Here is a 26,844-nt window from a genome sequence, read left to right on the forward strand (position 1 = left end):
AACTCCTTTTTTATCGCTATATGTCGCGAATCATCGCAGATTAGAATCTACAAGCTAACAATACTGTATAACGCCCTAAAATGAAAATAGCCGCTTACTGAGTTTAAAAGTTCAGTAAGCGGCTGTTTTATAGATTTTAAAGCACATTAGCTAGCGCTAATTTCATTAAGCCTATTATAAATTAGTCACACTTAGAGTCATTTTTCGGCGAAGGTAAGCAATTTGTTGCATATGAGGTAAATTTTTAGGGCAAGCATCTTGGCAGCCCAGTAACGTCATACAACCAAATACACCATCTTGATTACCAATAACATGATAAAAATCATCACTGGTGCGGCTATCACGGCTGTCTAACTCAAAACGAGCTATTTTCATTAATCCTACTGCCCCCACAAACGTGTCACGCATTTGCTTAGTAGCACACGCCGACACACACACACCACATTCTACGCAGCGCTCAAGCTCATAAAGTTTGGCTGCTTCTTCTGGCGCCATCGGCGCTTCAATACGATGAATGTCCATGTCTGTATCGTTGGGGTGTAACCATAACTGCAATCGCTCTGCTAATTCACGCATAAACTTACCGGTATTAACCGATAAGTCGCCAATTAGCTCAAACCCTGGCAATGGCATTAACTTAATCTCAGCGCTAGGGAAATTAGCGGTCAGCGTACGACAAGCCAATGTTGGCTTACCATTGATGACCATGGCGCAACTGCCACATATGCCTGCTCGGCAGACGAAATCAAATTGCAGCGATGGGTCTTGCGTCTCACGTATTTTATTTAATGCAATAAAGACTGTCATGCCAGGGGTTTCGGTAATGACATAACGAACCATTTGCGGTTTATCATTGGGATCTTGCGGATCATATCGAAATATTGAAAACGTCAATTGACGGGCTTGGCTCATTTGGCGGTATCTCCTTTAACATCGACGTTATCAAACAATCTTTGATTTGCAGGCTTAAATTGATCGGGTAGCTCATATGGCATCAACGCCGCTTGTTTTGCATGGCGATCGCTTGGATTATTTAATTCTGTCAATATTTGTTCAATTTGTTGCTGGCGTTTTTGGGTATCAGGATGAGCAATGGCGTTATTGATGCCGTAACCTCGATAGCCCGGTGGTAACTCCATGCCCATGACATCGATTGCTTCATAAGTCAGTGTAGGCAGTAATGCATTTTCATCAGGCCATGAACTCAGTGTTCGATTAAGCCAATCGCGGTCGTTTCGCTCAGGATAATCTTCGCGAGAATGTGCACCACGACTTTCTGTACGGGCATTAGCACCACAAGCAACCGTCAACGCCACCTTTAACATGCGTTTCACTCGTAATGCGTCCACCAGCTCCGGGTTTGCATGACGCTTTTTACAGGTTAAGCCAATATTATGTGAGCGCATCAACAATTCGCTAAGTGCTTTTACCGCTTGATCCAATTGAGCTCCATTGCGGAAAATGCCCACGTAATCCATCATTATTTTTTGCATTTCTTGCTTTAAGGTGATGGCTTTTTCAGTGCCATTGCCGTCGATTAATTGGTTTATTTCTGCATCAATTTGTTGGCCAAAACTTTCAATTAACTGGGTATCAATGTTCAAGGAGGTGTGCTCACAAAAATCAGCCACGTATTGACCAATAATCATCCCGCCCACTACGGCTTCAGCTAACGAGTTACCGCCTAAACGATTAAAACCATGCATATCCCAACACGCCGCTTCACCAACACTAAAGAGCCCAGATAACTGCGGGCTTTCACCATTTGGCTTAGTACGAATGCCGCCCATAGAGTAATGCTGGGTGGGCCTCACAGGGATCCACTCTGTTACCGGGTCAATACCTAAAAAGTGCTGGCAAATCTCTTTGACTTCGCGCAGGTTAGTATCGATATGCTTCTGGCCTAATAGCGTAATATCTAGCCATAAATGCGGGCCGTAAGGGCTATTCACGCCTTTACCTTTGCGCATATGTTCAGTCATCCGCCGTGAAACTACGTCGCGTGATGCCAACTCTTTTTTATCGGGCTCGTAGTCAGGCATAAAGCGATAGCCATCTTTGTCTCGCAATACGCCGCCATCTCCTCGACACCCTTCTGTGGTTAAAATCCCTACTGGGACAATAGCTGTAGGGTGAAACTGTACCGCTTCCATATTTCCAAGTGTGGCCACACCTGTTTCTAGCGCTAATGCCTGACCAATACCTTCGCAAATAATCGCATTGGTAGACACTTCATAAATGCGACCATAACCACCGGTTGCAATGGTGGTCGATTTAGCCACATATGCACGTATTTCACCGGTAATTAAACAGCGCGCAATCACCCCATGGCAACGTTTGCCATCGTGGATAATCTTCAGCGCTTCCATGCGCTCATGGACCGGAATACCCATAGAAATAGCGCGATTATCGACAGCGTATAATAATGAATGCCCTGTGCCATCGGCAGTGTAGCAAGTACGCCATTTTTGCGTGCCGCCAAAATCACGGGCATTAATTAACCCGTGAGCCTCTTTTGCCTCGGTTAAGGTGACTTTTTGTGCATTAACAATGACCTCACGATCACCTTGACTCACTCGACTCCATGGCACGCCCCAATGGGCTAATTCGCGTACGGCTTTAGGCGCACAATGGGTAAACATTCGGGCAACGTTCTGATCGCAGCCCCAGTCAGAACCTTTTACCGTATCTTGAAAATGCACATCTTCATTGTCACCCATACCGCTAACGGTATTGGCTAAACTGGCCTGCATGCCACCTTGAGCCGCCACTGAGTGGGAACGTTTAGCCGGAATAAGTGATAATACAATGGTGTCGAGGCCGCGCTCTTTAGACGCTATCGCGACCCTAAGACCTGCAAGTCCTGCCCCAACCACTAAGGAATCGGTATAAATAATTTTCACAACATATCCTTATTACAAACCAGGTACAAAAGGCACCACAGGTAAGCTCAATGAGCGACCAATAATGATATATGCCACTAAACTTGCGACGCCCAGCACCATTAAATACGCCAAAAGCACTTTCGCTAACTTTAATAATGCAAAGCGTTGGGTTGTTAATCCCCACTTAATTGATACCCGGTACAAACCAAAAATGGCATGGACGGTAACAGCGGGTAATAGCAGTACATATAACATCCACGCATTGTGATGCACGACGCGTTCAGCCGATAAGTGTGGGCCAATTTCAGGATTCGTCATCATGGCAAAGAGATGCACTGGCACTAAGAAAAACAGTAAAAAACCGCTGATCATTTGCCAAAACCAAATCTTAGTATCTTCATGGGGTAGAAACTGCATCTGTTGGCGTAAAGCACGCCATTGGCCAATTTGTGTAGGAAAACGTCGCAAGGCAAACACCGCATGAACAAGCACAATCAGCAGCATAAATGCGGAAAATATTTGGGTAAGAATTGGAAATCCATGGCCAGTTTCACTGAAAATACCGCCTTCAAGAAACTGTGCTACCTGATAAAAGACCTCCTTACCGAATAAAATACTCGACTCAAAGTGCAGATGCATAATTAAAAAAAGCCCTAGCAACACACCCGTTGCACTTTGTAATCTGTCTGCCCTAGCAGCCCAAATAGGGTGACTAAATCCTTTTGCATGATTGCTACTCAAGACAGCTTTTGCTGGCAAAGGGTTCGCGGCCATAAATGATTACATCCTGTGCTGACACAATAAGAGACATTGACCATAGCAAGACTTCAGCGACAACAGCACTGGACACAAAACAATCCGTGACTGCGCTCACCTATATTTACTGGTTTGTTAGAAGCCGATCACATATACCCAATCAACTTGCCACCAGCAGGCTTTTAAAAATAAGCCAGATAAAGTGTCGATGAAAACGCACAAATGTAGGCGGTTTGGGTATAATGGCGGCCAACAATACGTGTATTAATTTTATTGATTAGGAACATTCCATGGCTTGGATCCAATTGCGCATTCACACCCATCGCGACCACGCAGACATGCTTGGTGACTTATTAATGGATCACGGTTCAGTTTCCATCACTTATGAAGATGGCCAGGACGAGCCGATTTTTGAACCTAAATTAGGCGAAACCCCACTGTGGCAAGACACCATCTTAATCGCCTTATTTGATGCCGAAACAGATTTAGCCCCAACCATCGAGTTTTTAGAAACCATGCCATTTTTAGGTAAAGGTTTTACCCATAAAATAGAACAGGTTGAAGACAAAGACTGGGTACGCGAGTGGATGGACAGCTTCCACCCTATACAATTTGGTCAACGTTTATGGATATGCCCAAGCTGGCGGGAAATTCCAGATCCTGCAGCGGTTAACGTTATTCTTGATCCAGGTCTTGCCTTTGGTACCGGTACCCACCCGACCACAGCACTCTGTTTAGAATGGCTAGACAGTTTAGATTTAACTGACCAGGAAGTGATCGACTTTGGTTGTGGTTCAGGTATTTTAGCCATTGCAGCCATTAAGCTTGGCGCCAAAAAAGTCACAGGTGTTGATATTGATTACCAGGCCATTGATGCTTCGACCGCCAATGCCGAGCGCAACGATGTAGCCGACAAATTAGCGCTGTATTTACCAGAAAATCAACCTGAAAACCTGCAAGCTGATGTCTTGGTTGCCAACATTTTAGCGGGTCCATTAAAAGAATTAGCGCCACTGATTGCCGAAAAAGTCAAAACCGGTGGTAAGCTAGCATTATCGGGTTTATTGCAAGAACAGGCACAAGAAGTGTCGGACTTTTATAGCCAATGGTTTGATATGGATCCTGCTTGCCATAAAGAAGACTGGAGTCGACTCAGCGGCATCCGTAAATAATCACCTTGGTAGCGATCAATATTGAACGATTAGTGGGTTGTTTTATCAACAAAACAACCCACTTAAAATTTTTTACAGCCTATTAACAACCTCCAAAACTCCCAGCGTCAATAAAAAAGTTGAGCTACAGCTCGCACCAGCCCTGAAACACCGTGTAAAAATGCCAATTATTAGTCAAAGATGTGACAGCCAATAAAAGTCAAGCAAAAAAGTTGCATTTAGGTCATTTATTGACCTTTTCATGGCCGTCAAAAAGGGCTACTATAGCGCCCCTTTGAAGAGCAAGGTGAAGTTCGCAATGCAAATTGGCCCGTATCAACTGTCTAACCAGCTGATTGTGGCACCAATGGCAGGTGTCACCGATCAGGCCTTTCGAAATCTCTGTTTACGCTATGGCGCAGCCTTAGCCGTATCAGAGATGCTTTCATCAAATCCTGAAGTTTGGGACAGCGATAAAAGCCGCCAGCGCATGACGCATTCTGGTGAAGAAGGTGTACGCTCCGTACAAATAGCAGGTGCAGATCCTGAGTTAATGGCCAATGCCGCACGGTTCAACGTTGAACAAGGCGCGCACATCATTGACATCAATATGGGCTGCCCGGCAAAGAAAGTGAATAAAAAGTTTGCTGGCTCAGCACTCATGCAAAGCCCCGACTTAGTCAAAGATATTTTGCAAGCCGTGGTAGGTGCAGTCGATGTGCCAGTAACGTTAAAGATTCGAACAGGTTGGGAACCTGAGCATCGTAATGGTGTTGAAATAGCCAAGATTGCCGAAGATTGTGGCATTGTTTCGTTAGCCGTTCACGGCCGCACAAGACAATGCATGTACAAAGGCTTTGCCGAGTACGACACCATTAAAGCAATCAAACAGAATGTCTCAATTCCTGTTGTCGCCAACGGGGACATCGACAGTCCGGAAAAAGCCAGGTTTGTGCTTGACTATACCGGCGCCGATGCCCTGATGATAGGAAGAGGTGCACAAGGAAGGCCCTGGATTTTTAAAGAAATCCTACATTACCTGGAAACAGGTAAAAAGTTAGCGCCAATTAAGGCCGACGAGCAACGCGCAGTGATGCTTGAACACCTTAACAAACTTTATGACTTATATGGCGAATACAAAGGTGTCCGATTTGCTAGAAAGCACGTCGGGTGGTACCTAAACCATGAGGAACAGCGCCAATTTCGTGCTGACTTCAATCGGCTTGAAACCGCTGCCCAGCAACATTCCTTAGTGGAATGTTATTTTGATGAATTAGTTTAGAATTTAATAAAGAGCAGAATAGAATGTTTGATCAGACAACTAACACAGAAGTTCACCAGCTTACCGTAGGCAAAATCGAAACAGCAAACGGCACTATCAAGCCGCAGTTATTACGTGACGCAGTTAAACGTGCCGTAACTAACTTCTTCTCTCAGTTAGACGGTCAGGAAGCTTCTGAAGTATATGAAATGGTATTGTGCGAAGTAGAAGCGCCTTTACTAGACATCATTATGCAACACACTCGTGGCAACCAAACGCGCGCTGCTAATATGTTAGGTATCAACCGTGGTACTTTACGTAAGAAATTAAAGAAATACGGCATGAACTAAGACTTAACGTCTCAGTGATTGTAATGAAACGGGCTTATCAGCAATGATAAGCCCGTTTTGTTTTTAATTGCCCACATAATTTAAAAAACATAAAAAAATTAATTTACAACAACTTAGGAATAATTTTCGTTGTAAATTTAATTTATTTTCAATTTTATTAAAAATAAATGGAATAGAATCTGTCGCTGTCTCGTTATCACTGTGTCAATCACGACAACAACGAGGGAACTACAATGAACACATTATTCAAACCTACTTTAATCGCACTAGCCTGTTTTTCAACGATGGCCATGAGTGCTGAAATGTCAGTTTCAACCTCAACTTCTGCACAAGCTGATGTGCAATTTAGCCAAGGTCAATCAACACAATTAAGTGCTAGCGCTAATCTTCAAAATAGTAACCAGGCTGCAGCATCTAATGATACCGCAAGCTCAGATACCGCCAATGAAAGCAGCACTGATATGAGCGCAGAGCAAACTGCAGCTAATGACACTGACAGCGCTGAATCAAGCGAAACAAATGATGCTGACTCAATGACTGCTGAATCATCAACATCAGCTAACGGCGAATTAACACTATCAATGCCGACGGAAACGCTAACGGCAGTCAACTCATCAATCAACTCAAGTGTTGACACCACAATTGCCAATGTAGATTCTGTGTCTCAAATTGCCAGTTCACAACTTAGCGCCTTAGCGAATGGCGGCGTGACACTAGCGACTGAACTTAGCGGTCAAACTGAGGCGACGGCTGAAATGGCAGCGACACAAACGCTAACATCGGCCTCTACCGCGGTTGCCACAACAGCTGATACATCTGCTGAGTTGAGTGCAAGCTCAGTTAATACTGCGTTAACTGCGGTAAACTCAACTGAACTCGCTTTAAACAGTGCAGCAGATAGTGCAACCGAGTTAGCAACGACCAGCGCAATCAATAGTGCGGAGCAACTTCAAAGCAGCATGACAGCCAATACACTTGCGACCACCAGCAACGCCGTGTCAGCATCAACGAGCGCTGCAGTGTCACAAGCCACATCTGCCGCGGTCAATGCCAGTGCATTAACTGCTGTTCAACAGCAATTACAGGCAAGTGCGAGCGAGTTAGTTCAACAAAATGCACGTGAACAAGTGACCCAAGCCGTGAGTCAAACCGTAAGTGCTGAAGTAAATAATACAATCCAAAATACGATTCGATTAACCAGCGGTTTATAAGCGCTTAATCCTACCTCGTTTATGCCGGCAATATTGCCGGCTTATCTTCCCTGTTGACTTTAGGATCTCACATCATGGCCTTATTCAATCGTAACACTGCGCTTTCAACAGCTATCGTACTCACCAGTGCAAGCCCATTATTATGGGTAAACGTATCGGCAAACGACAATGTCGATGCATGGTCATTTAGCGGTAAAGCCAAAGCCGGAATGGAGTATCAGTCTAACGTTAACATTAGTGAGCTTGAGCAGGCGAGTGGCGAGTCTGACTCTGCGGTCGTGCTTGATGCTCAACTCGACCTAGGTTGGCAAGTGAGTGACAACTTACGCATAGACAGTGGTTACAGTATCAATGATAAAAGCTATCAAACTGCCAGCGATTATGATTCACGCCTGCAGTTAGCCTTTGCTGATGTGAGCTATGCACTAACCACAACCACCATAGGTGCCAATGTGTATCATGCCCAGGCTGATTTAGATGGCAGCGACTTTTTAACCTTAAACCAATTTAGCGTTTATACCATGCACAGTTTATCCGATAGCTGGTTTTTACGGCCAAGCCTAGTGCATGCCGATAAACAGTTTGACCAAATTGAGCAACGTGATGCCAAAAGTTATAGCGCTGCAGTTGACTCTTTTTGGTTTTTTAACCAGGGCCAGCGCTTTATTTCAGTGGGGGCAACCTATGAAGATGAAGAGGCCAATGCCACTGAGTTTAGTTACACCGCGACAGGATTAAATGCCCGCATATCTAATCAGTTTTCGTTATGGCAAATACAACAAAAAATCCAGTTTGGCGCTAAACTGAGCCAACGAGATTATCAAACTCAAGATGATGGCAGCCGCCGAGATGATATACACCAGCAATATGATGCCAAATGGGAGGTTAATTTAGGCCAACATTGGGCGGTATTAACCTCGGTCGAATACGGTGATTTTCAATCCACCTTAAGCACAGCAGATTACGATGAAACCCGAGCAGGGTTGATGCTACAAGCCAGCTTTTAACGGGCGAGTTAATAAACCATAGCCATATTGACTGTCTCTACCTGGTTCGCCCAAGTCTTGCGCTTGTTGTTGTAGTTGCTGCACAGCTTGCGCCAGTGTCAATGTGGGTGTTGAGGCCAGCAAACATGCCACTTTAGCACTCACTACAGGCGTCGCCATTGACGTACCACTCTCACGTCCAACAGAGCCGTCAGCTCGAGTAGTTAATACTTTTACCCCCAATGCCGCAAAGTCAATATATTCACCTTGATTAGCCCAGCGATATAAACGGTTTGAATCATCAACCGCGGTAACGGCGATAACCCCATCATATGCCGCGGGATACAATGGCGCCGCAGCAGGGCCGCCATTACCCGCCGCCGCGACCAAAATAATATCCTTCGCAACTAACCGAGTTACCACTTCGCTTAATACTGGATTATCTGGCCCTGTTAAGCTCATATTGATTACCCGACTTTGCTGTGCCACTAACCAATTTAATGCTTGAAGAATGCTGTCTAATGTAGCCCCTTGTTGGTATTCATTTTGGGCATAAAACGCCCCCGCACTGTACAAGGTAAGTGATGGCAATAATGGGCTCAACCCATCGTTTGCACCAGCCAAAACACCTGCTACGGCTGTGCCATGGCTGTATGAAGTGGCGATATCGGCAGGTAAAAAGTGTTGTTGAATTAATGCAAAACGCTCAGTCATATTCGGCCAGGCGTTGTGTTTGGGATTAATGGCTGTATCGACCATACCCAACGAAATAGGTAATTCGCACATGGCAGCAGGCATGTTGTTATCTGCTGCTTCTATCGCGGCTTGTGGGGCCGTAGTTGATACTTCAATAGCCTGAGTTTGTGGTTGATAAATAAAATTACGGCTTAAATAAGGCGCGAGCAGTGCAGGCAATTGTTGGCGCAACATGTGTTTACTGTCTAGAGACTCTGGAACTCGCAATTTAATCAATTGTAAATCTAAGCTGTCTAAGCCTTTGTTAGTGTGTACGTACTGACTTAATGCAGGCATCACCTCGAGTACTTGCTGCCATTGATTTTCTGATAATAGTAACAGCCATTCACGTTCAACCGCGCGTTGCCCAAGTTCAACTTCAACCTCATTCCACACGAGCTGTTTACGGGTATCTAATATGGGTAACACGCTAGGTAATTGCAGTAGCGGGTCTAATAGCTGGGCTTTAATCGCGAGTGTTTTTTGCAATTGCTGCTCAATTAAACGTTGTTGTTTTAATTCTTGTAGGCGCTCAGCATTACGGTTTACGCTGCGATCAAGGTGATCCACAATGGTGTCAGGCAACTGAGTAATAGGTAATAACTGGGCTGTAGCCACCCAAGGTACAAAGGCTAAGCCTAATAATGTCAGTGTATACTTTTTCATTACTCTCATTGATTTACCTGGCTTGGCGTATAGTGTGTAACATTAAAACGTCTGACAACAATAAAAAATTCCCTCTCCACTGGAATAAATAATCTATTGACTCGTTATCCCTATAAGTACCACGTTAAGGCTAACTTAAAACATGAAGACAGAATTAACCACATTGCTGCCAGCATTAAGACGCTTTGCCTACTCATTAACCGGATCAATGCCCGATGCCGATGACTTAGTGCAAAATACGCTACTGCGCATCCTTAAGTCGCCACCACCAGAGGATGTACCCCTGCTAAAATGGGCATTTAAAGTATGCCGTAATCAATGGATTGATGATTATCGCTCACAAAAAGTACGCACCGAGGCAACCCAAAAGCCCGAACTACAAGCTGAAAACTACAGCGACGGTGAAGCAGATATGATTAACGACATAACACTCGGTGAAGTTAATCAGGCCATGAACAGCTTATCGGATGACCAACGTGAAGTGCTATCGTTAATTGCGGTACAGGGGATGAGTTACAGTGAAGCGGCTGATGTATTGGCCATTCCTACCGGTACCATTATGAGCCGCCTAGCCAGAGCAAGAGCCAATATGGTCAGCTTTTTTAAACAACCCAACGGGAGCATGGCATGAACCTAAGCGATGAAACCTTATCCGCCTTTTTAGATGCCGAATTACCTGAGCATGAAATGGAGCAGGTTAGAGTGGCACTTGTCGATAATGAAGATATTGCAGAGCGACTTGCCGAACTGGCAATGGTTGATGCTATGGTGCAAGAGCATTATCAGGCCATTGACCAACAGCCTATTCCTGCAGCTACCCAAGCATTATTAGCCAATGTTGAACCAAAGGCTGACAATCTAGTGACAAACAATCCCGTGACCGACAACGTGGTTGCGTTTCCCTGGTGGCGTAAAGCACAGCAACATGTTCAACAATATGCCGCAGCCGTTGCCGTAATAGCGCTTATCGCAGGGTATGGCATCTATCAAATCGACTCGCCAAGCCAAACTGACCTTGCCGCTCAAAATAATTCATTATTACTTGACGACATTAACGAGCCACTTAATCACCTGCCAAGTGGTATTGAAACCATGCTCGATGACGACAGCGTAATGACAATCCAGCTCAGCTTTTACAATCCTCAAGGCCAATTGTGCCGCCAATATGCGAGGCAAGATAATTCACAACAAAGCAGTACCATAGCTTGCGAGCAACAAGGGCAATGGCAACAAATAGCCAGTGTGGAATATACCGTCAATCCTGATCATCAGGCCCAATATCAAACCGCAAGCGGTGGCTCAGCCTTAGATGACGTGCTAGACCAGCTCATTGCCGATGCGCCCTTAACGCTGGTACAAGAGCAACAAGCCCTGAATCAATTAGCCAGAGGACAGTAAAAATGTACACTGCGGTTAAATTACTTAGCGGCTTACTTGGTTGGCTACTCATCCTTGTCGTGCTCAGTGGTTGTGGCAGCACAACTGCTGCACCGCAATATAAACAAGCAGAAGGTTATCGTTACCTTGAACGCAAAATTACCGATAATTACTACCTGCTCAGCATCACCAGCAACCACAATGCAAATTTACTGGTTTATGCACAAACTCAAGCGTCTACACTAACCGAGCAACTTGGCTTTGATTGGTATATTATTGTCGAACAAAATGGCCCAGATAATAAAAAAGCGCCATATATACAGACAATTGAAATACGCATGGGCAAAGGCATTAGGCCTTAATTTAACACTCAATAACCTACTGTACTCGTCACATATCAACACAGGACCGACTTCATGCCACGCTTAACTAAACCTCATTATCTAACTTTTAAACCGGTTATTAAGCATTTGCGTAAAGTATGTATATGGTCAGTCGTGATGGTATCTGCGCCGCTCTACGCTAATCAAATAACGCCTTTACCTCAAGCCGTGAGCAATAACGCGGTCGCGATGGTACACAGCAACGAGCAAACGTATTTACTAAGCTTTATGGGCCTTGGTAAAGGCAAAGATTATCAAGATGTGCATAACTTAGCGTGGGCATTACCCATCAATCGCCCAGCAACTCAATGGCAATCGATAAAAGCGGTACCGCATGTGGCGCCGCTTTCTGGTCGCTTAGCGGCTATTGCAGTGGGCATAAAAGAGCATGCATATGTATTTGGTGGTTATACCGTGGCTGAAAACCATGATGAAATAAGCACTGTAGACAACTACCGATATTCAATTAGTAGCAATAGCTATCAGCGTATAGCCGACATGCCTGTTGCGGTTGATGACACCACAGCAGCCACCTATCAGCAACGTTATATTTATTTGTTTGGCGGTTGGCACAATGACGGCAATGTTAATTTAGTTCAAGTGTATGACACCCAAACCGACAGCTGGGCGCAAGCCAGCCCTATCCCTGCGCCAGCAGTATTTGGACAGGCTGTTGGCATAGTCGGTAATCAGCTAGTGTTGTGTGATGGGGTCACAGTACAGCCAAATATTAATGCACGTCGCAGCTATAAAGCCTCCCCCGTGTGTTTATTGGGAGAGATTAACCCTCACAATCACTTGCGTATTGATTGGCAATTATTGCCGCATTACTCAATTGCAAATCTACCCGTGGAGCAATCAGCAAGCCAGCCAACAGCGCATTATCGTATGGCTGCTACAGGTATTATGACGTCAAAAGGCGGTCAAATCGTCTTTTTAGGTGGCAGTGATAATCCCTATAACTATTCAGGTATTGGCTATAACGGTCAACCAAGTGAGCCCGGTAACCAGCAATACCGCTTCGACTTAGCGAGTAAGCAATGGCTTACGCCACAGACCTTATCGCAACCGAGTATGGATCATCGAGGCTTGCTGTGCTGGCAACATACTTTATTGCGGGTTGGCGGCATGTTGTCGCAGCAACAAGTGAGTAATCAAGTCATAACGACCACACTCAGTACCAATGAAACCTGCACTATCAAGTAATAATACCATTGCGCGTTAGTAAATGATCTCTCTGCGACTTATTAATGCGCAATGGTATAACCTAGTTATGTGAGTTAGCTAACAACTTTGACCATTTCATTTGAGCAATAACAAAGATGCACATAATATACATCTAATTTATGTGCATCTTTGGATACCCCATGTTAACTGAACACGCGTCACCCGCATTACAGCAGTTATCGCTAGTCGATTTAATTGATTATATTGAAGCGACTCACCATCAGTACATCCGCGACACAGCACCACTTTTAGCCGAATATACTGAAAAAATGGTTAGAGCACACGGGGATGATCACAGCGAAATCAAGCCACTGGCAAAGTCTGTTAACGAACTTATCGCCGAACTCATGCCACATTTAATGAAAGAAGAACGTATTCTATTTCCAGCAATAAAATCACTCAGCCTAGGCGAGCCAGCTCATGGCTGTTTTGGTCACATTAGCAACCCCATTAATATGATGCTGCATGAGCACGATAATGCCGACCAGATATTACATACCATCAGAAGCCTAACCAATAATTACACGCCACCTGCCGGTGCATGTAATACGTGGCAAGCCTGTTATCGCACATTGGCAGAGTTTGATGCCGATTTACAAAACCATATCGATGTTGAAAATACGTTGCTTTTCCCACAGGTACTGGCTTTATAGTCTCGTGTCATGACACACATCAACCACTGAGGAAACACATAGTTCAGTGCATTTAATATCAGTTTTATACCTATCCCCAACGGTATATTTTGCGAAGTAATTCCGTGCTATCCCTTGCGGATTTACTTCCTTTTTTTAGCGAAACTTCTTAAAGTAATATAATTAATAGAATTGGTATAACACGTAATATCGCAACAAGGGAGTCATTATGTCGCCACATCATTACCCAACATTTGCCTTAGATGATATTGCCAACTTACAAGAGTCTGCGCAGGTAGAATTTAAATTAGCCGGCGGCCGTGATGGCAACGGTAAACTACCCGAAGGTATGTGGGAAAGCTACAGTGCCTTTGCCAATACGTTAGGTGGCGAAATCATTTTGGGAGTGAAAGAAGAGCAAGGGCAATTTACTATCGAAGGGATAGTGAATCCTATGCCAATGCTGAGTGAAATCTGGACCATTCTAAATGACCCGAAAAAGATCAGTCACAACATTTTAGCGCCAACAGATGTGCAAATTATCGAAATCATGGCCAAAAAACTCATCCGAATTCACGTGCCCAGCGTCGATGTAAAACTCAGACCCATTTATGTTGGCACAGACCCATACAGCGGCACATATTTTCGCGTAGGCGATGCCGATATGCACGCCAGCCATGAGCAAGTGAAACAAATGAGCCACAAAGCCGAAATCACCTTAAGCCAGCGCCCGCCAAACAACAAAACCAGCCTCGACAAGTGAATCTATTCCCCGTCGCTTAACGCCCTGCTCTTGTTGTAAATAAAGGTGATTCAGGCAGCAGGCTAAAGTCATTCACGCTGTAAGTTAGAATAACTCAAGCAGCAAATCTAACCGGTTTATTTCAACATGTGGTAATACAGTTTGCGCTTTTTTATGTCGCTGTTGCATACAAGGATTAAGCCAAACACTCTGACATCCTGCCATTTTAGCCCCGGCAATATCTGATAATGGATGATCGCCAATATGCAGCAACTGCGCAGGCTCAATATTCAGCTGTCGACAAGCCAAGGTAAACATATCGCTGTGTGGTTTCATTTTAACGCCGTGACCGGGGTGCAGTACAAATTGCATCACATCACTTAAACCAATGCGTTTGGCGTCTACATTGCCATTGGTGATCCCAACTAATGGAAAGTGTTGCCCAAGTTTTTGCAACACCGCCAACACTTCAGGCGCGATAGTAAAGTCACTGCGGTGATGATGAAAGCAATCCATGCCCAACTGCGCGCCCTGGCTGGCGTCTAATTCTGAATAACCAAAGTGCAATAAGCCCTGATGCAACATGGCATAGCGGGCGGCACTGGTGTCGTGTGCAAGTTCAGGTCTTAAGGTAAATAAGTGATGTTTGAGCTGTTGCCATTGGCTGCTGCTCCACGCTGACGTGGCCGGATAACTGCGATTGATCAGTGTAAATAACTGCTCACTTGCCTGGACAACATAAGGAAGATTGTTATAAAGCGTGTCATCTAAATCGAAACTAATGGCTTTAAAAGGTTGTAGGCGTTGATACTGGGTAATAGAAGCGGCTGGTTGTTGATATGTCATTATTTTCCCCTATCTTTTTTCGCTCTTGGATGTGCGCCGTCATACACTTTTGCAAGGTGTTGAAAGTCTAAACTGGTATAAATTTGCGTGGTCGACAAATTGGCGTGTCCGAGTAATTCTTGCACAGCACGTAAATCTTGGCTTGATTCAAGCATATGAGTTGCAAACGAATGGCGCAACTTATGCGGATGAACTTTTACTGACATAGCCTGCTCTTGTCCCCATTTGTTCATCCGCGCCTGAATACTCCGATGTGACAAACGTTTGCCTTGAGTGCTTATAAACAGGGCGTCTCCAGCCTCAGCATGCGGCAATTGCTCACGACAACTGAGCCAGAGTTTAATTGCCGATAGCGCCATTTTACCTATCGGCACAATGCGTTGTTTACTGCCTTTACCCATCACTTTCACTTCAGCTTGGTCAAACTGAATATCTGCACAATCTAGGCTAGCAAGTTCAGCTAAACGTAAACCACTTGAGTAAAACAGTTCCATCATGGCTTTATCGCGCAGGCTCAAAGGATCTGTACCATCAATGGACAGCAAATGGTTCACCGCATCGACATCCATATTTTTAGGCAGCGGTTTGTTTTGCTTAGGTGCACTAAGTGTATGGGCAGGGTTAACTTTTACCGCATCTTCATGGAGTAAAAAGTCGAAAAACTGTTTAAGAGCTGATAAACATAAAGACAAAGAGCGAGGACTTAAGCCTTTACGATGCAAGCCTGCGATAACAGATTGTAACTGCTCACGTGACACGCTAATCAACGACTGGTTTTCAGCTAATTGGCTCTCGACACGGCGTAATTCAAATAAGTAATTACGTACTGTATATGCCGACAACTGCCGCTCTGAAGTCAAATATTGGCTAAATATCGCCTGCCAGTCTGTTTGCTTCATGGGGCGGCTCCTCAATTATAATTGCGGTAAGATATGGTCTAGCAGATGGCGTAACTGACTAAACAATAATGAGTCCATGTCTGGATGAAAATGAGTCGGGTCTTTACTGGCAATGGCAAAAATCACCTGACCATTGTTATCAGACAACTTAGTGAGCGCCACAGAGCCTACTTCACTGCCAAATAAACGTGATGATTCAGACTGAGTCAAGCGACCAAAATAGTAACCACTTTGCAGACGATGACGCCAAATATTGGCTAGTTCACTGTCAATATCATGCACGGTAATCAACCTGACATGGCTAAAACCAAACTCACCTTTTAATCCTTCAGACAAGGCTTGGCGCAGATCGCCTAAGTCGTTGCTGGCCAGCAACTTAAAAGATAACTCATTATTAAAGTTAAATATTCTCTCGTTGTGTGTGGCGATTTTCATCAGCGAGGTAATTTCTTCTTCAAGTTCACTGACGCGTTGACGCAGTAATTCTTGACGACGCTCAACCAACGACACCGCGCCGCGCTCTGCATGGGGTAACCGCATTGCGACTAACAATTCAGGGTAGCGGTTAAAAAAGTCAGGATTATCTAATAAATACTCACGTATCAATACTTCGTCAAAAGGAAGCTGTTGTATATTAGTAAGCATTTCTGCGCCTAAATCATGGCCGATAGCATTAATATCTTTCGCGTTGGCACTGCTTACGCTGTCAACATTAATGTCATCTTTGGTTACGGCTTCTGAGGTAATATCACTCATAGTTGAATATGTCCATCGTATACGTGTTCAGCGGGGCCAGTCATCCATAACGGCTTGCCCTCACCTTCCCAATTTATCACTAAACTACCACCGGGTAGGTCTACTCTAACCTGTTTATCGAGTTTATCTTGTAATTGACCGACAGCGGCCGCAGCGCAAGCGCCTGTGCCACAGGCTAAGGTTTCTGCAGCACCACGCTCATATACGCGTAATTTAATATGGCTAGGCGTGACTATTTGCATAAAGCCCACATTGACGCCTTTTGGAAAACGTTCATGACGAGTCAAACTGCGGCCAATTTCGTCAACATTGACTGCATCGACATCTTCTACTTCAATGACACAATGAGGATTACCCATGGAGATTGCGCCACATAAATACGTTTGCATTGGCGTTTGCAACAAATAGGTTTTTTCACTTCTTTTGGCTTTAAACGGTATCTGGCTCGGCTCAGTGACCGGCACGCCCATATTGACGGTGATATGACCATCTCGTTCAATACGTAGGGTAATTTTGCCCGAGCTGGTACTCACGCGAATTTTATTCTTTTGGGTTAAGCCTTTATTTCGTACAAATCGAGCAAAGCAGCGGGCACCGTTGCCACACTGCTCAACTTCACTGCCGTCGGCATTAAAAATACGATAATGAAAATCGAGATCCGGATCATAAGGTGGCTCAACCAATAATAATTGATCAAAACCAATCCCAAAATTTCGATCGGCAAGACGTCGAATTTGCTCAGGCGAAAAAAACACGTTTTGTGTTACGCCATCAACGACCATAAAGTCGTTACCTAGCCCATGCATTTTGGTGAAATGGATCACGAAAGTTTCCTTATAAAACGTTATACCGACGATTATTTGATTTACGGTAACAGGTGTTCGCCCTGCCAAAGTTGCTCTAAGGTTTCACGCTGACGCACCACCACATCTTTAGCACCATCAACCATAATTTCGGCCACTCGTGGGCGTGAATTATAATTCGATGACATCGCAAAACCATAAGCACCACTTGAACGAACGGCGAGTAAATCACCCGTTTTTAGCGCTAACTGCCTGTCTTTACCTAAAAAGTCACCGGTTTCACATACTGGGCCTACAATATCATAAGCAAACTTGTCTGCATCTGTTTGTTGTACAGGAATAATATTTTGCCAGGCACTGTATAACGATGGACGGATAAGATCGTTCATAGCGCCGTCGACTATCGCAAAACGTTTGTCGCTGTTTTCTTTCAAATACAGTACTTGGGTAACAAAAATACCCGCGTTAGCAGCAATCGCACGTCCAGGCTCAAAAATTAATTTAAGTGGACGACCATCTAAACGCTCTAGCAAAGCTGCAGCATAAGCATCTGGATGTGGAGGTGTTTCGCCGTTATAGGTCACACCTAAGCCGCCACCAACGTCAAAGTGTTCAATCACAATACCTTGGCTCGCTAAACGGTCAATTAACGCCAGCATACGATCCATGGCGTCTAAAAATGGCTTAAGCTCAGTTAACTGTGAACCAATATGACAATCGACCCCTTTTACCTGCAAATGCGCTAGCGATGCAGCACGGGCAAACACGGTTTCAGCTTCTTCCATCGCGATACCGAATTTGTTTTCTTTAAGCCCCGTTGAAATATAAGGATGCGTGCCAGCATCAACGTCTGGGTTGATGCGCAGTGATACCGGCGCGACTTTACCTAAGCGGCCAGCAACGGCATTAAGCTGTTCAAGTTCAGCGCTAGACTCAACATTAAAACAATAAATGCCCAGTTGCAGTGCTTGTTCCATTTCGGCAACTGTTTTACCCACACCAGAAAACACCACTTTTTTAGGATCGCCGCCAGCCTGCAATACGCGAGACAACTCACCACCAGAAACAATATCAAAGCCACTGCCTAAACGTGCGAGCACATTGAGTACCGCTAAATTTGAATTAGCCTTGACTGCGTAACAAATAAGATGAGGATGATCAGCTACGGCATTATTAAATGCATGCCAATGGCGCTCTAACGTGGCACGAGAGTATATATACAACGGGGTGCCATGTTTCTTTGCTAGCTGTGCTACATCGCATTCTTCGGCGAATAAAGCATCATTTTGATATGAAAAGTAATCCAAAATGCAGGTCCTTATAAAAGCTATTCTTGTTGTGAAATTGAGGGTTGTGGTTCAGTCGTTTCTGCTTTATTGGGCACATTGGTGCTTACGGGTTGCGAAGCAACTTTGTTGGCCACAGGCTCTGGTGTTTTGTATAAAACCCCTTTTTGGCCACATGCGGTTACGAATAGGCTAGCAAGCATAATAAATAAAAGCAGTCTCATTTTTCTCAACATCTGTGCATCTAGTGAATAATGGTCTTATAATCGCATTCATAACGCAGAAAGCAAAGGATAGAAATGCATGGCTATGACAGATACTGAGTTTCATCGATTAGCAGATGAAATGTTTGGCGAGATTGACAACGCGGTTGAACGAGCAATTGACGACCAAGATGCCGATGTCGATATTGATGCGAGCGGTAACGTATTGCAATTGGCTTTTGAAGATGGCTCACAGATTGTCATTAACAAACAAGAACCGCTTCATGAAATTTGGATTGCGACAAAGTTTGGTGGTTTCCATTTCAATTACACTGATGGCAAATGGCTAGACACCCGTAACAGCTTAGAGTTTATGCCTTTTGTGATTGATTCTATCAAAAAGCAGAGTGGGATTGAGTTAGATATTCAGCCTTAAAAGCAACATTATGGGCTTAGTATTTAGTAATACTAAGCCCATAATTTTCATCATCACTTGCGGCTATTGCGCCACGTAAACCTAAAATGCTGAACCCATTTCGTCATCAGACAATCCAAATGGCAATACCTTAAGCTCACCATCTACACGAGTTAGCTTAAAAAACTGCGGCATATTAAAAACCGGTAAGCGCTGTTTTTTCTCGTTAAATACATATAAGTGACTTTCCTTACCGACAAACTCTTTCATACTGGTATGTTGATATTGCAGTTGAGTGAGCTGGTTGTTTTCATCAACAACAAACACATCGAGTATGTCATTACGTTCACGCAAAAAATATTGCTTGGCGCCTGTGGCAACAAATTGCTGAATAACCGAGGGGACACTGGCGTAAGGATCATCAATGAGCTCAGGCCTTGCCAAGACTAAGTTTTCAACCAGATCTTTTTTGACTGCGGTATCAATTTTACGATACATCATCCCCAACGAATTAAAGTACATTCCGTATCTGTGTTCACCTATGGTAATTTGATGCATTAACGTACTGGTTTGACTTACCTTTTTCATTAATCCATAACAACGCAACAATAACACTTTAAGTTGGTTAAAAATCGGCTGTTTTAACTTTGCAGAGCAACTCACCACAGACAAATCAACTTTATCATCGGAGCGCTTTAGGCCTAAAACCACAAAAGAGATCGCTTCTAATAAAGCCGTTTCACCATTAAAACGGTGACTTTGCCATTCACCCCAGCTGTTTAAACACACCACAGCAACAGACGATATCATGTTGGTTTTATCGCGCCCAAATGACAACACATTCAAATCGATGTAGTCGAACATCAATTCTTGCCCCTGCCATTTCACGGTTGGGTCATCATCAACATTCACCACAAATATAATTTTTTGATAAAACCACGGCTCGCATAAATGTCGTTTAGATACCACTGGAACATTATGCAACAAAGGAAGCAGTTTACGACTCAACAAAGCTAACTTCTCTGCTCTGCGAGGACCTCTGCCGACCTGAGCCCATTGGGTTTCTGCTGTTGCAAGCCCATTCATTGCAGACCAAGCCACTAGGCTGCAAATATTGTCAGCCGCATGGATCACCTGATTAGCATTAGCGCCCATAAAAGACGCTTTAGCATCAATTAACAATTCTGCACTTTGGGTTTGAACTTGACGATATAAGTAAAAACGCGATGCAGCCTCGCAATAACGCACCACCAACACCTTCTCTGCGGTCGATAAACTCCATAACCGATTAAGCGGCTGCAAAATATGGTCATCATCGCTAAAAGATGAGTGTAATTTTCGTGCCAGTAAGCCAAGCTCTTCAACCCGCATACGGTCGCTTAATGCTTGCTTAGAGGCAAACTGCAACAGGTTTTTATAACTGGTTAATAATAATTCGTTTAATTGCTGGTTAAACCATTTTAATTGTCCTGAATGCCAATACGGACTGCTATCTAAGGTAGCAATAAGATCAGGGCTCCAGCCCCATTGTTCCACTAAATGGCGCATTTTATTACTACGCCAATCATGTTTGTTCGCGGATGACGGCTGTGACAGCATCACTCCAGATTTGAGATAAAAACAACGTCTCACAATCTCTAAACGATTATCATCCTCCTGGGTCTGTAGATAACGTTCAATGCGATTATAAAGCAATAAGTAGGCATCGTTATCTGAGCTAAAGTTTTGCTGCTCGCACAATCGCCAAAGCTGTTGAGTAATGAGAGTGGTGTTAGGGTATTCTGACGCGTAGGTTTCTAATAACAAAACCTTTAATAATGCTTTATGTGGTTTATTTAAGCCTTTGTACAACTGCCACAACGATGCACCAAAATACTCTGCCGCTGGGAGTGAGTTAATGTCGCCTAAATATAGCAAGTGCGGATATTGCTCAGTCAGCTGTTGAGTCGCACTTGGCCACCATGCAACGGTTTTACCTGCTAAACAAATATGTGAACGATAAAACTCTTCAAGTAATAACCAATGCTGACTGGTGCCACTGTGCTCTACCCCTAATGATTGGCTGCTTTCAAATGCACTAGTGTCACGAAATTGCATCGGATGAACAAGGTAAAAATTGACCTCAAAGTCAAAACCAGCAAACCAGTCTGTCAGCAATTTATTTTTGTCATTAAGTAGAGTCAGGTCGGCAATAGTGAGGTGGCTTTTATACACAAGCCACACATCAACATCGCTCTTAGGGTTTTGGCCAAAACTGGCCGAACTGCCCATGGCGTAAACACCTTCAAAAGCGTGTGACTGTAATTTAAAGTCTTGAGGAACTGCTAAAGACATCGTATTACAGGCATCAATCATCTGTTTAGAAAAAGAAAAAAAATCAATACCGCAGGGCGTTTTAGCATTAAGGCTGCCGGGTAAATCAGGGTGATTAACTTGTAACATTAACGGAATAAGCTGGAACAATGTTTGCTGTATTGGAGACAACACATTGAGCATTCGAGCTACTCGAATCGCATTCAATTGCTGTGCTAAGTCCTGTTGATGACATGCTGTGACGATAGCCAAAGCTTACTTCCTTATATCTTTATACGCTAGATGTCTGCCCAATCAACCCGAAGATGCACGATTTCAGCAAGAATTGACACACGTTTAGGCAAGGCATTGATTGCGGGCAATGGTTATTCCCTTTTCAACATCAGCTAAATTAACAAAAGCCGCAGCATAAAAGCGTGTAAAACTTGCCCTTTGGGAGTTTCACCGTGTTTCCACTACGCTGCAAAGTAACAATTCTGATTTTAATAATTAGAATTTATCACTAACCACAGCAGATTGAATATCACAATTTTACAAAAAGTGTGATCATTGTAGCGTTAAGTGTCAGTTTGTCTTGTGCTAAATGCATGTAAACAAGGCCAATAAGCGCTACAGACTTCAAACAATTAGCATCGATTTGTTACATCAAAGCGTGGGCAATGATAGCATTAGCTTAACTAAGGCTATCTGACTTGGATCTACTACTATGTCTGAAAATGTAATTCGTATTGCAACACGTAAAAGTCCACTGGCTATGTGGCAAGCTGAATTTGTGCAAGCTGAGCTAGAACGCATTCACCCTGGCTTACGGGTTGAGCTACTACCAATGAGTACAAAAGGCGATGTTATTTTAGATACGCCATTGGCTAAAGTGGGTGGCAAAGGCTTATTTGTCAAAGAACTTGAAGTCGCGATGCTAGAAAACCGTGCCGATATTGCGGTGCATTCGATGAAAGATGTGCCGGTAGACTTCCCAGACGGTTTGGGTCTGCAAGTGATTTGTGAACGCGAAGACCCTCGCGATGCATTTGTGTCAAATAGCTACAAAGCGATCAGCGAATTACCCCAAGGTGCTGTAGTCGGAACATCAAGCTTGCGTCGTCAATGTCAAATTCGTGCTGCACGCCCAGATTTAGTCATTAAAGACTTACGTGGCAATGTGGGTACGCGTTTAGCCAAGCTCGACAGCGGTGATTATGATGCCATTATTCTTGCTGCTGCAGGGCTTATTCGTTTAAAACTCAACGACCGTATAGCGAGCTTTATTTCTGCTGAAGAATCATTACCAGCAAATGGTCAGGGTGCAGTCGGTATTGAATGTCGTACAGATGATGAGCGCGTTAAAGCGCTATTAGCCCCACTAGAACACTTAGAAACACGCTACCGGGTACTTGCCGAGCGTGCGATGAATACCCGCTTAGAAGGCGGATGTCAGGTACCTATTGGTGCTTTTGCTGAAATTGAAGGTGACAAGTTAACCCTACGCGGTTTAGTGGGTAACCCTGATGGCAGCCAAATTATTACGGGCACAGTGTCGGGTGTTAAAACTGATGCAGTCAGTTTAGGCCAGGCTTTGGCAGATGACTTATTAAGTCGCGGCGCTAAAACCATTTTAGATGCGGTTTATGCCAGCTAATTTTTGCACATCAAGATAACAGACGATGAAAGTCTTGCTAACGCGCCCGCTCGGGCGCAATCAAGCAATGGAGGAGCAACTCTCGCTTAGCGGTGTTGCTTACTTTGTTACTCCCCTCTTAGCGGTCGTCGAAACCACTGAGCAACTCGACTCCTCAAGCTTAAAACATACCGATAACTTATTGTTTATTAGCACCAATGCAGTCGATTTTGCCGCACAAAAACTGCAAAAACAGTTTCCACAACATTGTCGATATTTTGCTGTTGGCCAAGCGACAGCAGACAGCCTCGCGCAATTTAACATTCATGCTTATACCTCACCCGACACGAGTCAAGACAGCGAAGGGTTATTGTCTTTACCGCAACTGCAAGATGTCACAAATCAAACCTTCCTGATTGTACGTGGCGTCGGTGGCAGAGAAACATTAGCCGAACAATTAAGCGCTCGCGGTGCTCATGTTGCCTACTGGCAAGTGTATCAACGTACGACCCCAAATCTTGATGGACATGACATTTGCCAGCAATGGCAATCTTTCGGTATTGATACCATTGTGGTCACTAGCGGTGAAATATTATCCAACTTAGTCGACCTTGTACCAAAAGAATCATTTGCATGGTTACGCGCATGTCATATCATAGTCCCCAGTAATCGCGTCGAAATACAAGCAAAAGCAATGGGATTAAGCCATATTACCAATGCAAATGGAGCAAATACTCAAGCAACACTTACGAGCTTGAGCTTAAATTTGTTATGATATTGTTATGTAGCATCGACATGCATTAATTAATATTGCTTTTATTGGTTGTATTTTGCTTTCAAGGACTGTTCATGGAAAACAATAAAAAAGATCCAAACTCGCCAGCAACCCAGGACGAAAAAGTCATTTCTCCAGCGCCTAGCCCTGTTGAAAAGCCGGCAGTGGCCAAAAAAGGCAATACTCCTAATTCATCGGCAACTGACAAAAAAACCAAAAGCGCTCAGAATAACGATACCCAAATGAACAATCAACGTCGTAAAGCCAAAGCCAGCTCGTGGTGGATAAGGCTTGGTGTATTATTGAGTTTAGTTATTGCCATTGCAGCTATCGCGGCTTGTTATTGGATTTATCTGCAACTCGATAAACAAGACAGTGATCAAGTTCAGTTAGAACAAACAATTACTGAACAAGCTAAGCAAAATCAATCATTGAAGTATGAAGTACAGCAAGTTGAGATGACAAGTAATAAGCGGTTCTCGACATTAGAGCAGCAACAACTCAATGACACTAAAGCCTATGCTAAGCTTGCTGAACTTCAGCAATCAAATAAATTATTACAAGAGCGTGTTAATGTTATCGCTCAGCGCAGTCCCAACCATTGGATGGCCTCAGAAGCTGAATACCTAGTGCGCATGGCGGGCAGAAAATTATGGTTAGAAAACGACCCGCAAACTGCAATGGGTCTATTACAGTCTGCAGATGAACGCATTAGTGCCATGAAAGACCCAGCGTTGACGGTCTTACGTAAAGCCCTTGCCGATGACATTAACAAAGTAAAATCATTAAAAACCACCGACATTACCAATACTATTTTCGACTTAGACACTGTAATCAATGGCTTAACGTTACTGCCGTTAAACCGAGTTGATGAAAACTTCCAAGAAAATTCAGACACCCAGCCAATGACAGATTCAATAGACGATTGGCAACAAAACCTTGCACGAACTTGGCATGACTTAACGGACGGCTTTGTTACTATCCGTAAACGGACCACAGATTTAGAGCCACTTTTATCACCTGAACAACAGTGGTATTTAGTTGAAAACATCCGTAATAAATTACTTCAAGCCCAACTGTCTTTGTATCGATTTGACCAGGTTAATTATCAGCAATCTATTGCATTAGCAGACAAATGGTTACAGCAATATTTTGATTTAACAGATACAAAAACCAAAGAAACAGTTGAAGCGTTAGATAAGCTTGCAAGAGTAAAGGTTGAAAAAATCACCCTGAACAAATTCCAAGCATCACCGCTACTTCAACAGCTAGTTACCTATGGTGAAATCATGCCAGCGGAGGAACTTGCACAATGATTAAATCCTTAGTGTATGTGTTGCTTATTTTAATTGGATTATGTGTAAGCCCACTCATTATTGGCCAAAGCGGTTATGTGTATATTGCGATTGGCGAATATCAAATTGAAACCAGTTTAGTTGCCGCTGTTGTTGGCTTAATCGTATTCTATTTTGCATTGCAATTAATTGAATGGCTTTTAGTGTTGCTACTCAATGTTATTGTAAGCAGCCGTTATCTGCCTGCTAAATGGCGACAAAAAGCGGCTAAAAAGCACACTCTTATAGGTGCTTTAGCTATTGCAGAAGAAGATTGGCCAGCAGCAGAAACAGCAATGGCTAAAGGTGCACAGCAAGGTGAAATACCGCTGTTAAACTTATTTGCAGCCGCTCGAGCGGCGCATTACCAAGGTAAAACCACAGCGCGCGACCACTACTTAACTCAAGCAGAGAAAAACCCTATTGCTAAAACAGCAGTAGAGACCTCACGTGCACGCTACTTTATTAAACAAGGTGAGTTAGTTAAAGCCAGAGTAATCGTTGATAAACTTAGCCCAACCAGTAAAAGTAGTACCCCAGTTTTAAAGCTAGCAGTAGATTTGTACCAGCAACAACAAGACTGGAAAGCACTTAAATTACTGCTCCCTATTGTGGCTAAACGTAAAATATTAAGCGACAGCGAACAGCTGGGATTAGCAACACAGACCAATGCGATTTTATTAACCAATGCAGCTCAAGAGTCTGAGGCAGAATTGGAAAAATGCTGGCACTGGTTAAGTAAAACAGAGCGTAAACAAGATGAATTGATAGTGGCTTATGCTAATGGTTTAAATCTATTAAAACACCAAGATAAAGCCTTAAAACTACTGAGCAAACAACTTAAAGCTCAGCCCACCTCACTTTTATTTACCGCCTTGCCAGATTTAGTCAGCGCAGATGATGCCGAAATACGTAAGTTGCTCGAGCGCCTTGAAAGCACACATGAGAATGATGCTGACTATCAAACGTGCTTAGCAAAACTGGCCATGCAACAACGTGATGCTAAACAAGCCAAAATCCATTGGCAAAACGTATGCAGAATTGCACCGTCACATCCAGCCTGGTTAGCACTCGCGCAAATTCAAGAGCAATTAGGCGAAAACACTCCGGCAGCACAAAGCTACCGTAAAGCAGCAATCTCTATGTAATTCTTTAGTATGAATTTACTTCGAGATAGTTATCAAACCCGCTACGTTGCGGGTTTTTTATTCAGAAACTTTCATGTGTGCCGATAAAA

27 protein-coding genes are annotated in these 26,844 nt (G+C 43.8%); 16 read left to right on the forward strand and 11 right to left on the reverse strand.

Annotated elements, in window-relative coordinates:
* Positions 1-174 precede the first annotated feature (174 nt).
* The 3 genes from GQA99_RS00105 to GQA99_RS00115 are packed head-to-tail and all read right to left on the reverse strand — an operon-like array spanning position 175 to position 3,659.
* Positions 175-912: a fumarate reductase iron-sulfur subunit gene (locus GQA99_RS00105; protein WP_160051813.1), complete on the reverse strand. Its 738-nt coding sequence runs from the start codon at positions 910-912 to the stop codon at positions 175-177.
* On the reverse strand, positions 909-2,903 hold the full coding sequence (locus tag GQA99_RS00110) for a fumarate reductase flavoprotein subunit (protein ID WP_160051815.1): 1,995 nt from the start codon (positions 2,901-2,903) through the stop codon (positions 909-911). Before GQA99_RS00110 ends, GQA99_RS00105 begins: the two co-directional genes overlap by 4 nt.
* A gap of 12 nt (positions 2,904-2,915) precedes the next feature.
* A complete protein-coding gene (locus GQA99_RS00115; RefSeq protein WP_160051817.1) occupies positions 2,916-3,659 on the reverse strand; it encodes a fumarate reductase cytochrome b subunit in 744 nt (247 codons plus the stop codon).
* Between the two features lie 272 nt (positions 3,660-3,931).
* Between GQA99_RS00115 and prmA the strand changes: the two genes are divergently transcribed.
* From prmA to GQA99_RS00140, 5 genes are all read left to right on the forward strand, one after another.
* Complete coding sequence (prmA, locus tag GQA99_RS00120) at positions 3,932-4,813, forward strand: 50S ribosomal protein L11 methyltransferase (protein WP_160051819.1); 882 nt, start codon at positions 3,932-3,934, stop codon at positions 4,811-4,813.
* Positions 4,814-5,111: 298 nt separating this feature from the next.
* Positions 5,112-6,074: a tRNA dihydrouridine synthase DusB gene (gene dusB, locus GQA99_RS00125; RefSeq protein WP_160052179.1), complete on the forward strand. Its 963-nt coding sequence runs from the start codon at positions 5,112-5,114 to the stop codon at positions 6,072-6,074.
* 23 nt (positions 6,075-6,097) lie between these two features.
* Positions 6,098-6,403 (forward strand): DNA-binding transcriptional regulator Fis, encoded by a 306-nt coding sequence (gene fis / locus GQA99_RS00130; protein WP_011635942.1) that lies wholly within the window; start codon positions 6,098-6,100, stop codon positions 6,401-6,403.
* 233 nt (positions 6,404-6,636) lie between these two features.
* Positions 6,637-7,614, forward strand: coding sequence for a serine-rich family protein (locus GQA99_RS00135; RefSeq protein WP_160051821.1), 978 nt, complete (start codon positions 6,637-6,639; stop codon positions 7,612-7,614).
* Between the two features lie 74 nt (positions 7,615-7,688).
* Positions 7,689-8,621: a surface lipoprotein assembly modifier gene (locus GQA99_RS00140; RefSeq protein ID WP_229785952.1), complete on the forward strand. Its 933-nt coding sequence runs from the start codon at positions 7,689-7,691 to the stop codon at positions 8,619-8,621.
* On the opposite strand, the gene GQA99_RS00145 is transcribed toward GQA99_RS00140, so the two are convergent.
* The gene (locus tag GQA99_RS00145) at positions 8,604-10,001 is read right to left on the reverse strand and encodes a S8 family serine peptidase (RefSeq protein WP_160051823.1); all 1,398 of its coding nucleotides are present in this window, start codon (positions 9,999-10,001) and stop codon (positions 8,604-8,606) included. The two genes, GQA99_RS00140 and GQA99_RS00145, sit on opposite strands and share 18 nt — an antisense overlap.
* Before the next feature lie 142 nt (positions 10,002-10,143).
* Between GQA99_RS00145 and GQA99_RS00150 the strand changes: the two genes are divergently transcribed.
* The 6 genes from GQA99_RS00150 to GQA99_RS00175 all read left to right on the forward strand — a co-directional run bounded on the left by GQA99_RS00150 (position 10,144) and on the right by GQA99_RS00175 (position 14,383).
* Entirely contained in the window at positions 10,144-10,632 is a 489-nt protein-coding gene (locus tag GQA99_RS00150; protein WP_160051825.1) for an RNA polymerase sigma factor, read from the forward strand.
* Positions 10,629-11,399, forward strand: coding sequence for an anti-sigma factor family protein (locus tag GQA99_RS00155; RefSeq protein WP_160051827.1), 771 nt, complete (start codon positions 10,629-10,631; stop codon positions 11,397-11,399). The genes GQA99_RS00150 and GQA99_RS00155 overlap by 4 nt, the downstream gene beginning before the upstream one ends.
* Before the next feature lie 2 nt (positions 11,400-11,401).
* Positions 11,402-11,740 carry a hypothetical protein gene (locus GQA99_RS00160; RefSeq protein ID WP_160051829.1) on the forward strand — a complete coding sequence of 113 codons (339 nt, stop codon included), beginning with the start codon at positions 11,402-11,404 and terminating at the stop codon, positions 11,738-11,740.
* Positions 11,741-11,794: 54 nt separating this feature from the next.
* On the forward strand, positions 11,795-12,967 hold the full coding sequence (locus GQA99_RS00165) for a Kelch repeat-containing protein (RefSeq protein ID WP_160051831.1): 1,173 nt from the start codon (positions 11,795-11,797) through the stop codon (positions 12,965-12,967).
* Between the two features lie 161 nt (positions 12,968-13,128).
* Complete coding sequence (locus tag GQA99_RS00170) at positions 13,129-13,641, forward strand: hemerythrin domain-containing protein (protein ID WP_373291449.1); 513 nt, start codon at positions 13,129-13,131, stop codon at positions 13,639-13,641.
* Between the two features lie 208 nt (positions 13,642-13,849).
* Positions 13,850-14,383: an AlbA family DNA-binding domain-containing protein gene (locus GQA99_RS00175; RefSeq protein ID WP_160051835.1), complete on the forward strand. Its 534-nt coding sequence runs from the start codon at positions 13,850-13,852 to the stop codon at positions 14,381-14,383.
* An 84-nt stretch (positions 14,384-14,467) separates the two neighbouring features.
* Here GQA99_RS00175 and GQA99_RS00180 read toward each other — a convergent pair whose 3' ends face one another.
* The 6 genes from GQA99_RS00180 to lptM all read right to left on the reverse strand — a co-directional run bounded on the left by GQA99_RS00180 (position 14,468) and on the right by lptM (position 19,176).
* Positions 14,468-15,181 carry an HAD-IA family hydrolase gene (locus GQA99_RS00180; RefSeq protein ID WP_373291450.1) on the reverse strand — a complete coding sequence of 238 codons (714 nt, stop codon included), beginning with the start codon at positions 15,179-15,181 and terminating at the stop codon, positions 14,468-14,470.
* 26 nt (positions 15,182-15,207) lie between these two features.
* Positions 15,208-16,107, reverse strand: a complete 900-nt coding sequence (gene xerC, locus GQA99_RS00185; protein ID WP_160051839.1) for a tyrosine recombinase XerC — start codon at positions 16,105-16,107, stop codon at positions 15,208-15,210.
* 15 nt (positions 16,108-16,122) lie between these two features.
* Entirely contained in the window at positions 16,123-16,752 is a 630-nt protein-coding gene (locus GQA99_RS00190) for a DUF484 family protein (RefSeq protein WP_160052181.1), read from the reverse strand.
* A gap of 107 nt (positions 16,753-16,859) precedes the next feature.
* Positions 16,860-17,687, reverse strand: a complete 828-nt coding sequence (gene dapF, locus GQA99_RS00195) for a diaminopimelate epimerase (protein WP_160051841.1) — start codon at positions 17,685-17,687, stop codon at positions 16,860-16,862.
* 41 nt (positions 17,688-17,728) lie between these two features.
* Entirely contained in the window at positions 17,729-18,973 is a 1,245-nt protein-coding gene (lysA, locus tag GQA99_RS00200) for a diaminopimelate decarboxylase (RefSeq protein ID WP_160051842.1), read from the reverse strand.
* A gap of 20 nt (positions 18,974-18,993) precedes the next feature.
* Entirely contained in the window at positions 18,994-19,176 is a 183-nt protein-coding gene (lptM, locus tag GQA99_RS00205) for an LPS translocon maturation chaperone LptM (RefSeq protein WP_170293487.1), read from the reverse strand.
* Positions 19,177-19,255: 79 nt separating this feature from the next.
* Between lptM and cyaY the strand changes: the two genes are divergently transcribed.
* Complete coding sequence (gene cyaY, locus GQA99_RS00210) at positions 19,256-19,591, forward strand: iron donor protein CyaY (protein WP_160051844.1); 336 nt, start codon at positions 19,256-19,258, stop codon at positions 19,589-19,591.
* Positions 19,592-19,672: 81 nt separating this feature from the next.
* Here the strand turns inward: cyaY and GQA99_RS00215 are convergent, their stop codons facing one another.
* On the reverse strand, positions 19,673-22,135 hold the full coding sequence (locus tag GQA99_RS00215) for a class I adenylate cyclase (RefSeq protein WP_229785953.1): 2,463 nt from the start codon (positions 22,133-22,135) through the stop codon (positions 19,673-19,675).
* A 454-nt stretch (positions 22,136-22,589) separates the two neighbouring features.
* Here GQA99_RS00215 and hemC point away from each other — a divergent pair, with 454 nt between their 5' ends.
* The 4 genes from hemC to GQA99_RS00235 all read left to right on the forward strand — a co-directional run bounded on the left by hemC (position 22,590) and on the right by GQA99_RS00235 (position 26,755).
* Complete coding sequence (hemC, locus tag GQA99_RS00220; protein ID WP_160051845.1) at positions 22,590-23,519, forward strand: hydroxymethylbilane synthase; 930 nt, start codon at positions 22,590-22,592, stop codon at positions 23,517-23,519.
* A gap of 25 nt (positions 23,520-23,544) precedes the next feature.
* A complete protein-coding gene (locus tag GQA99_RS00225) occupies positions 23,545-24,273 on the forward strand; it encodes a uroporphyrinogen-III synthase (RefSeq protein ID WP_160051846.1) in 729 nt (242 codons plus the stop codon).
* A 74-nt stretch (positions 24,274-24,347) separates the two neighbouring features.
* Positions 24,348-25,589, forward strand: coding sequence for a uroporphyrinogen-III C-methyltransferase (locus GQA99_RS00230; RefSeq protein WP_160051847.1), 1,242 nt, complete (start codon positions 24,348-24,350; stop codon positions 25,587-25,589).
* Complete coding sequence (locus GQA99_RS00235; protein WP_160051848.1) at positions 25,586-26,755, forward strand: heme biosynthesis HemY N-terminal domain-containing protein; 1,170 nt, start codon at positions 25,586-25,588, stop codon at positions 26,753-26,755. Before GQA99_RS00230 ends, GQA99_RS00235 begins: the two co-directional genes overlap by 4 nt.
* The last annotated feature ends 89 nt before the right edge of the window (positions 26,756-26,844 follow it).

Origin of the sequence: Shewanella litoralis, assembly GCF_009828585.1 — a bacterium.
Classification (GTDB): Bacteria; Pseudomonadota; Gammaproteobacteria; order Enterobacterales; family Shewanellaceae; genus Shewanella; species Shewanella litoralis.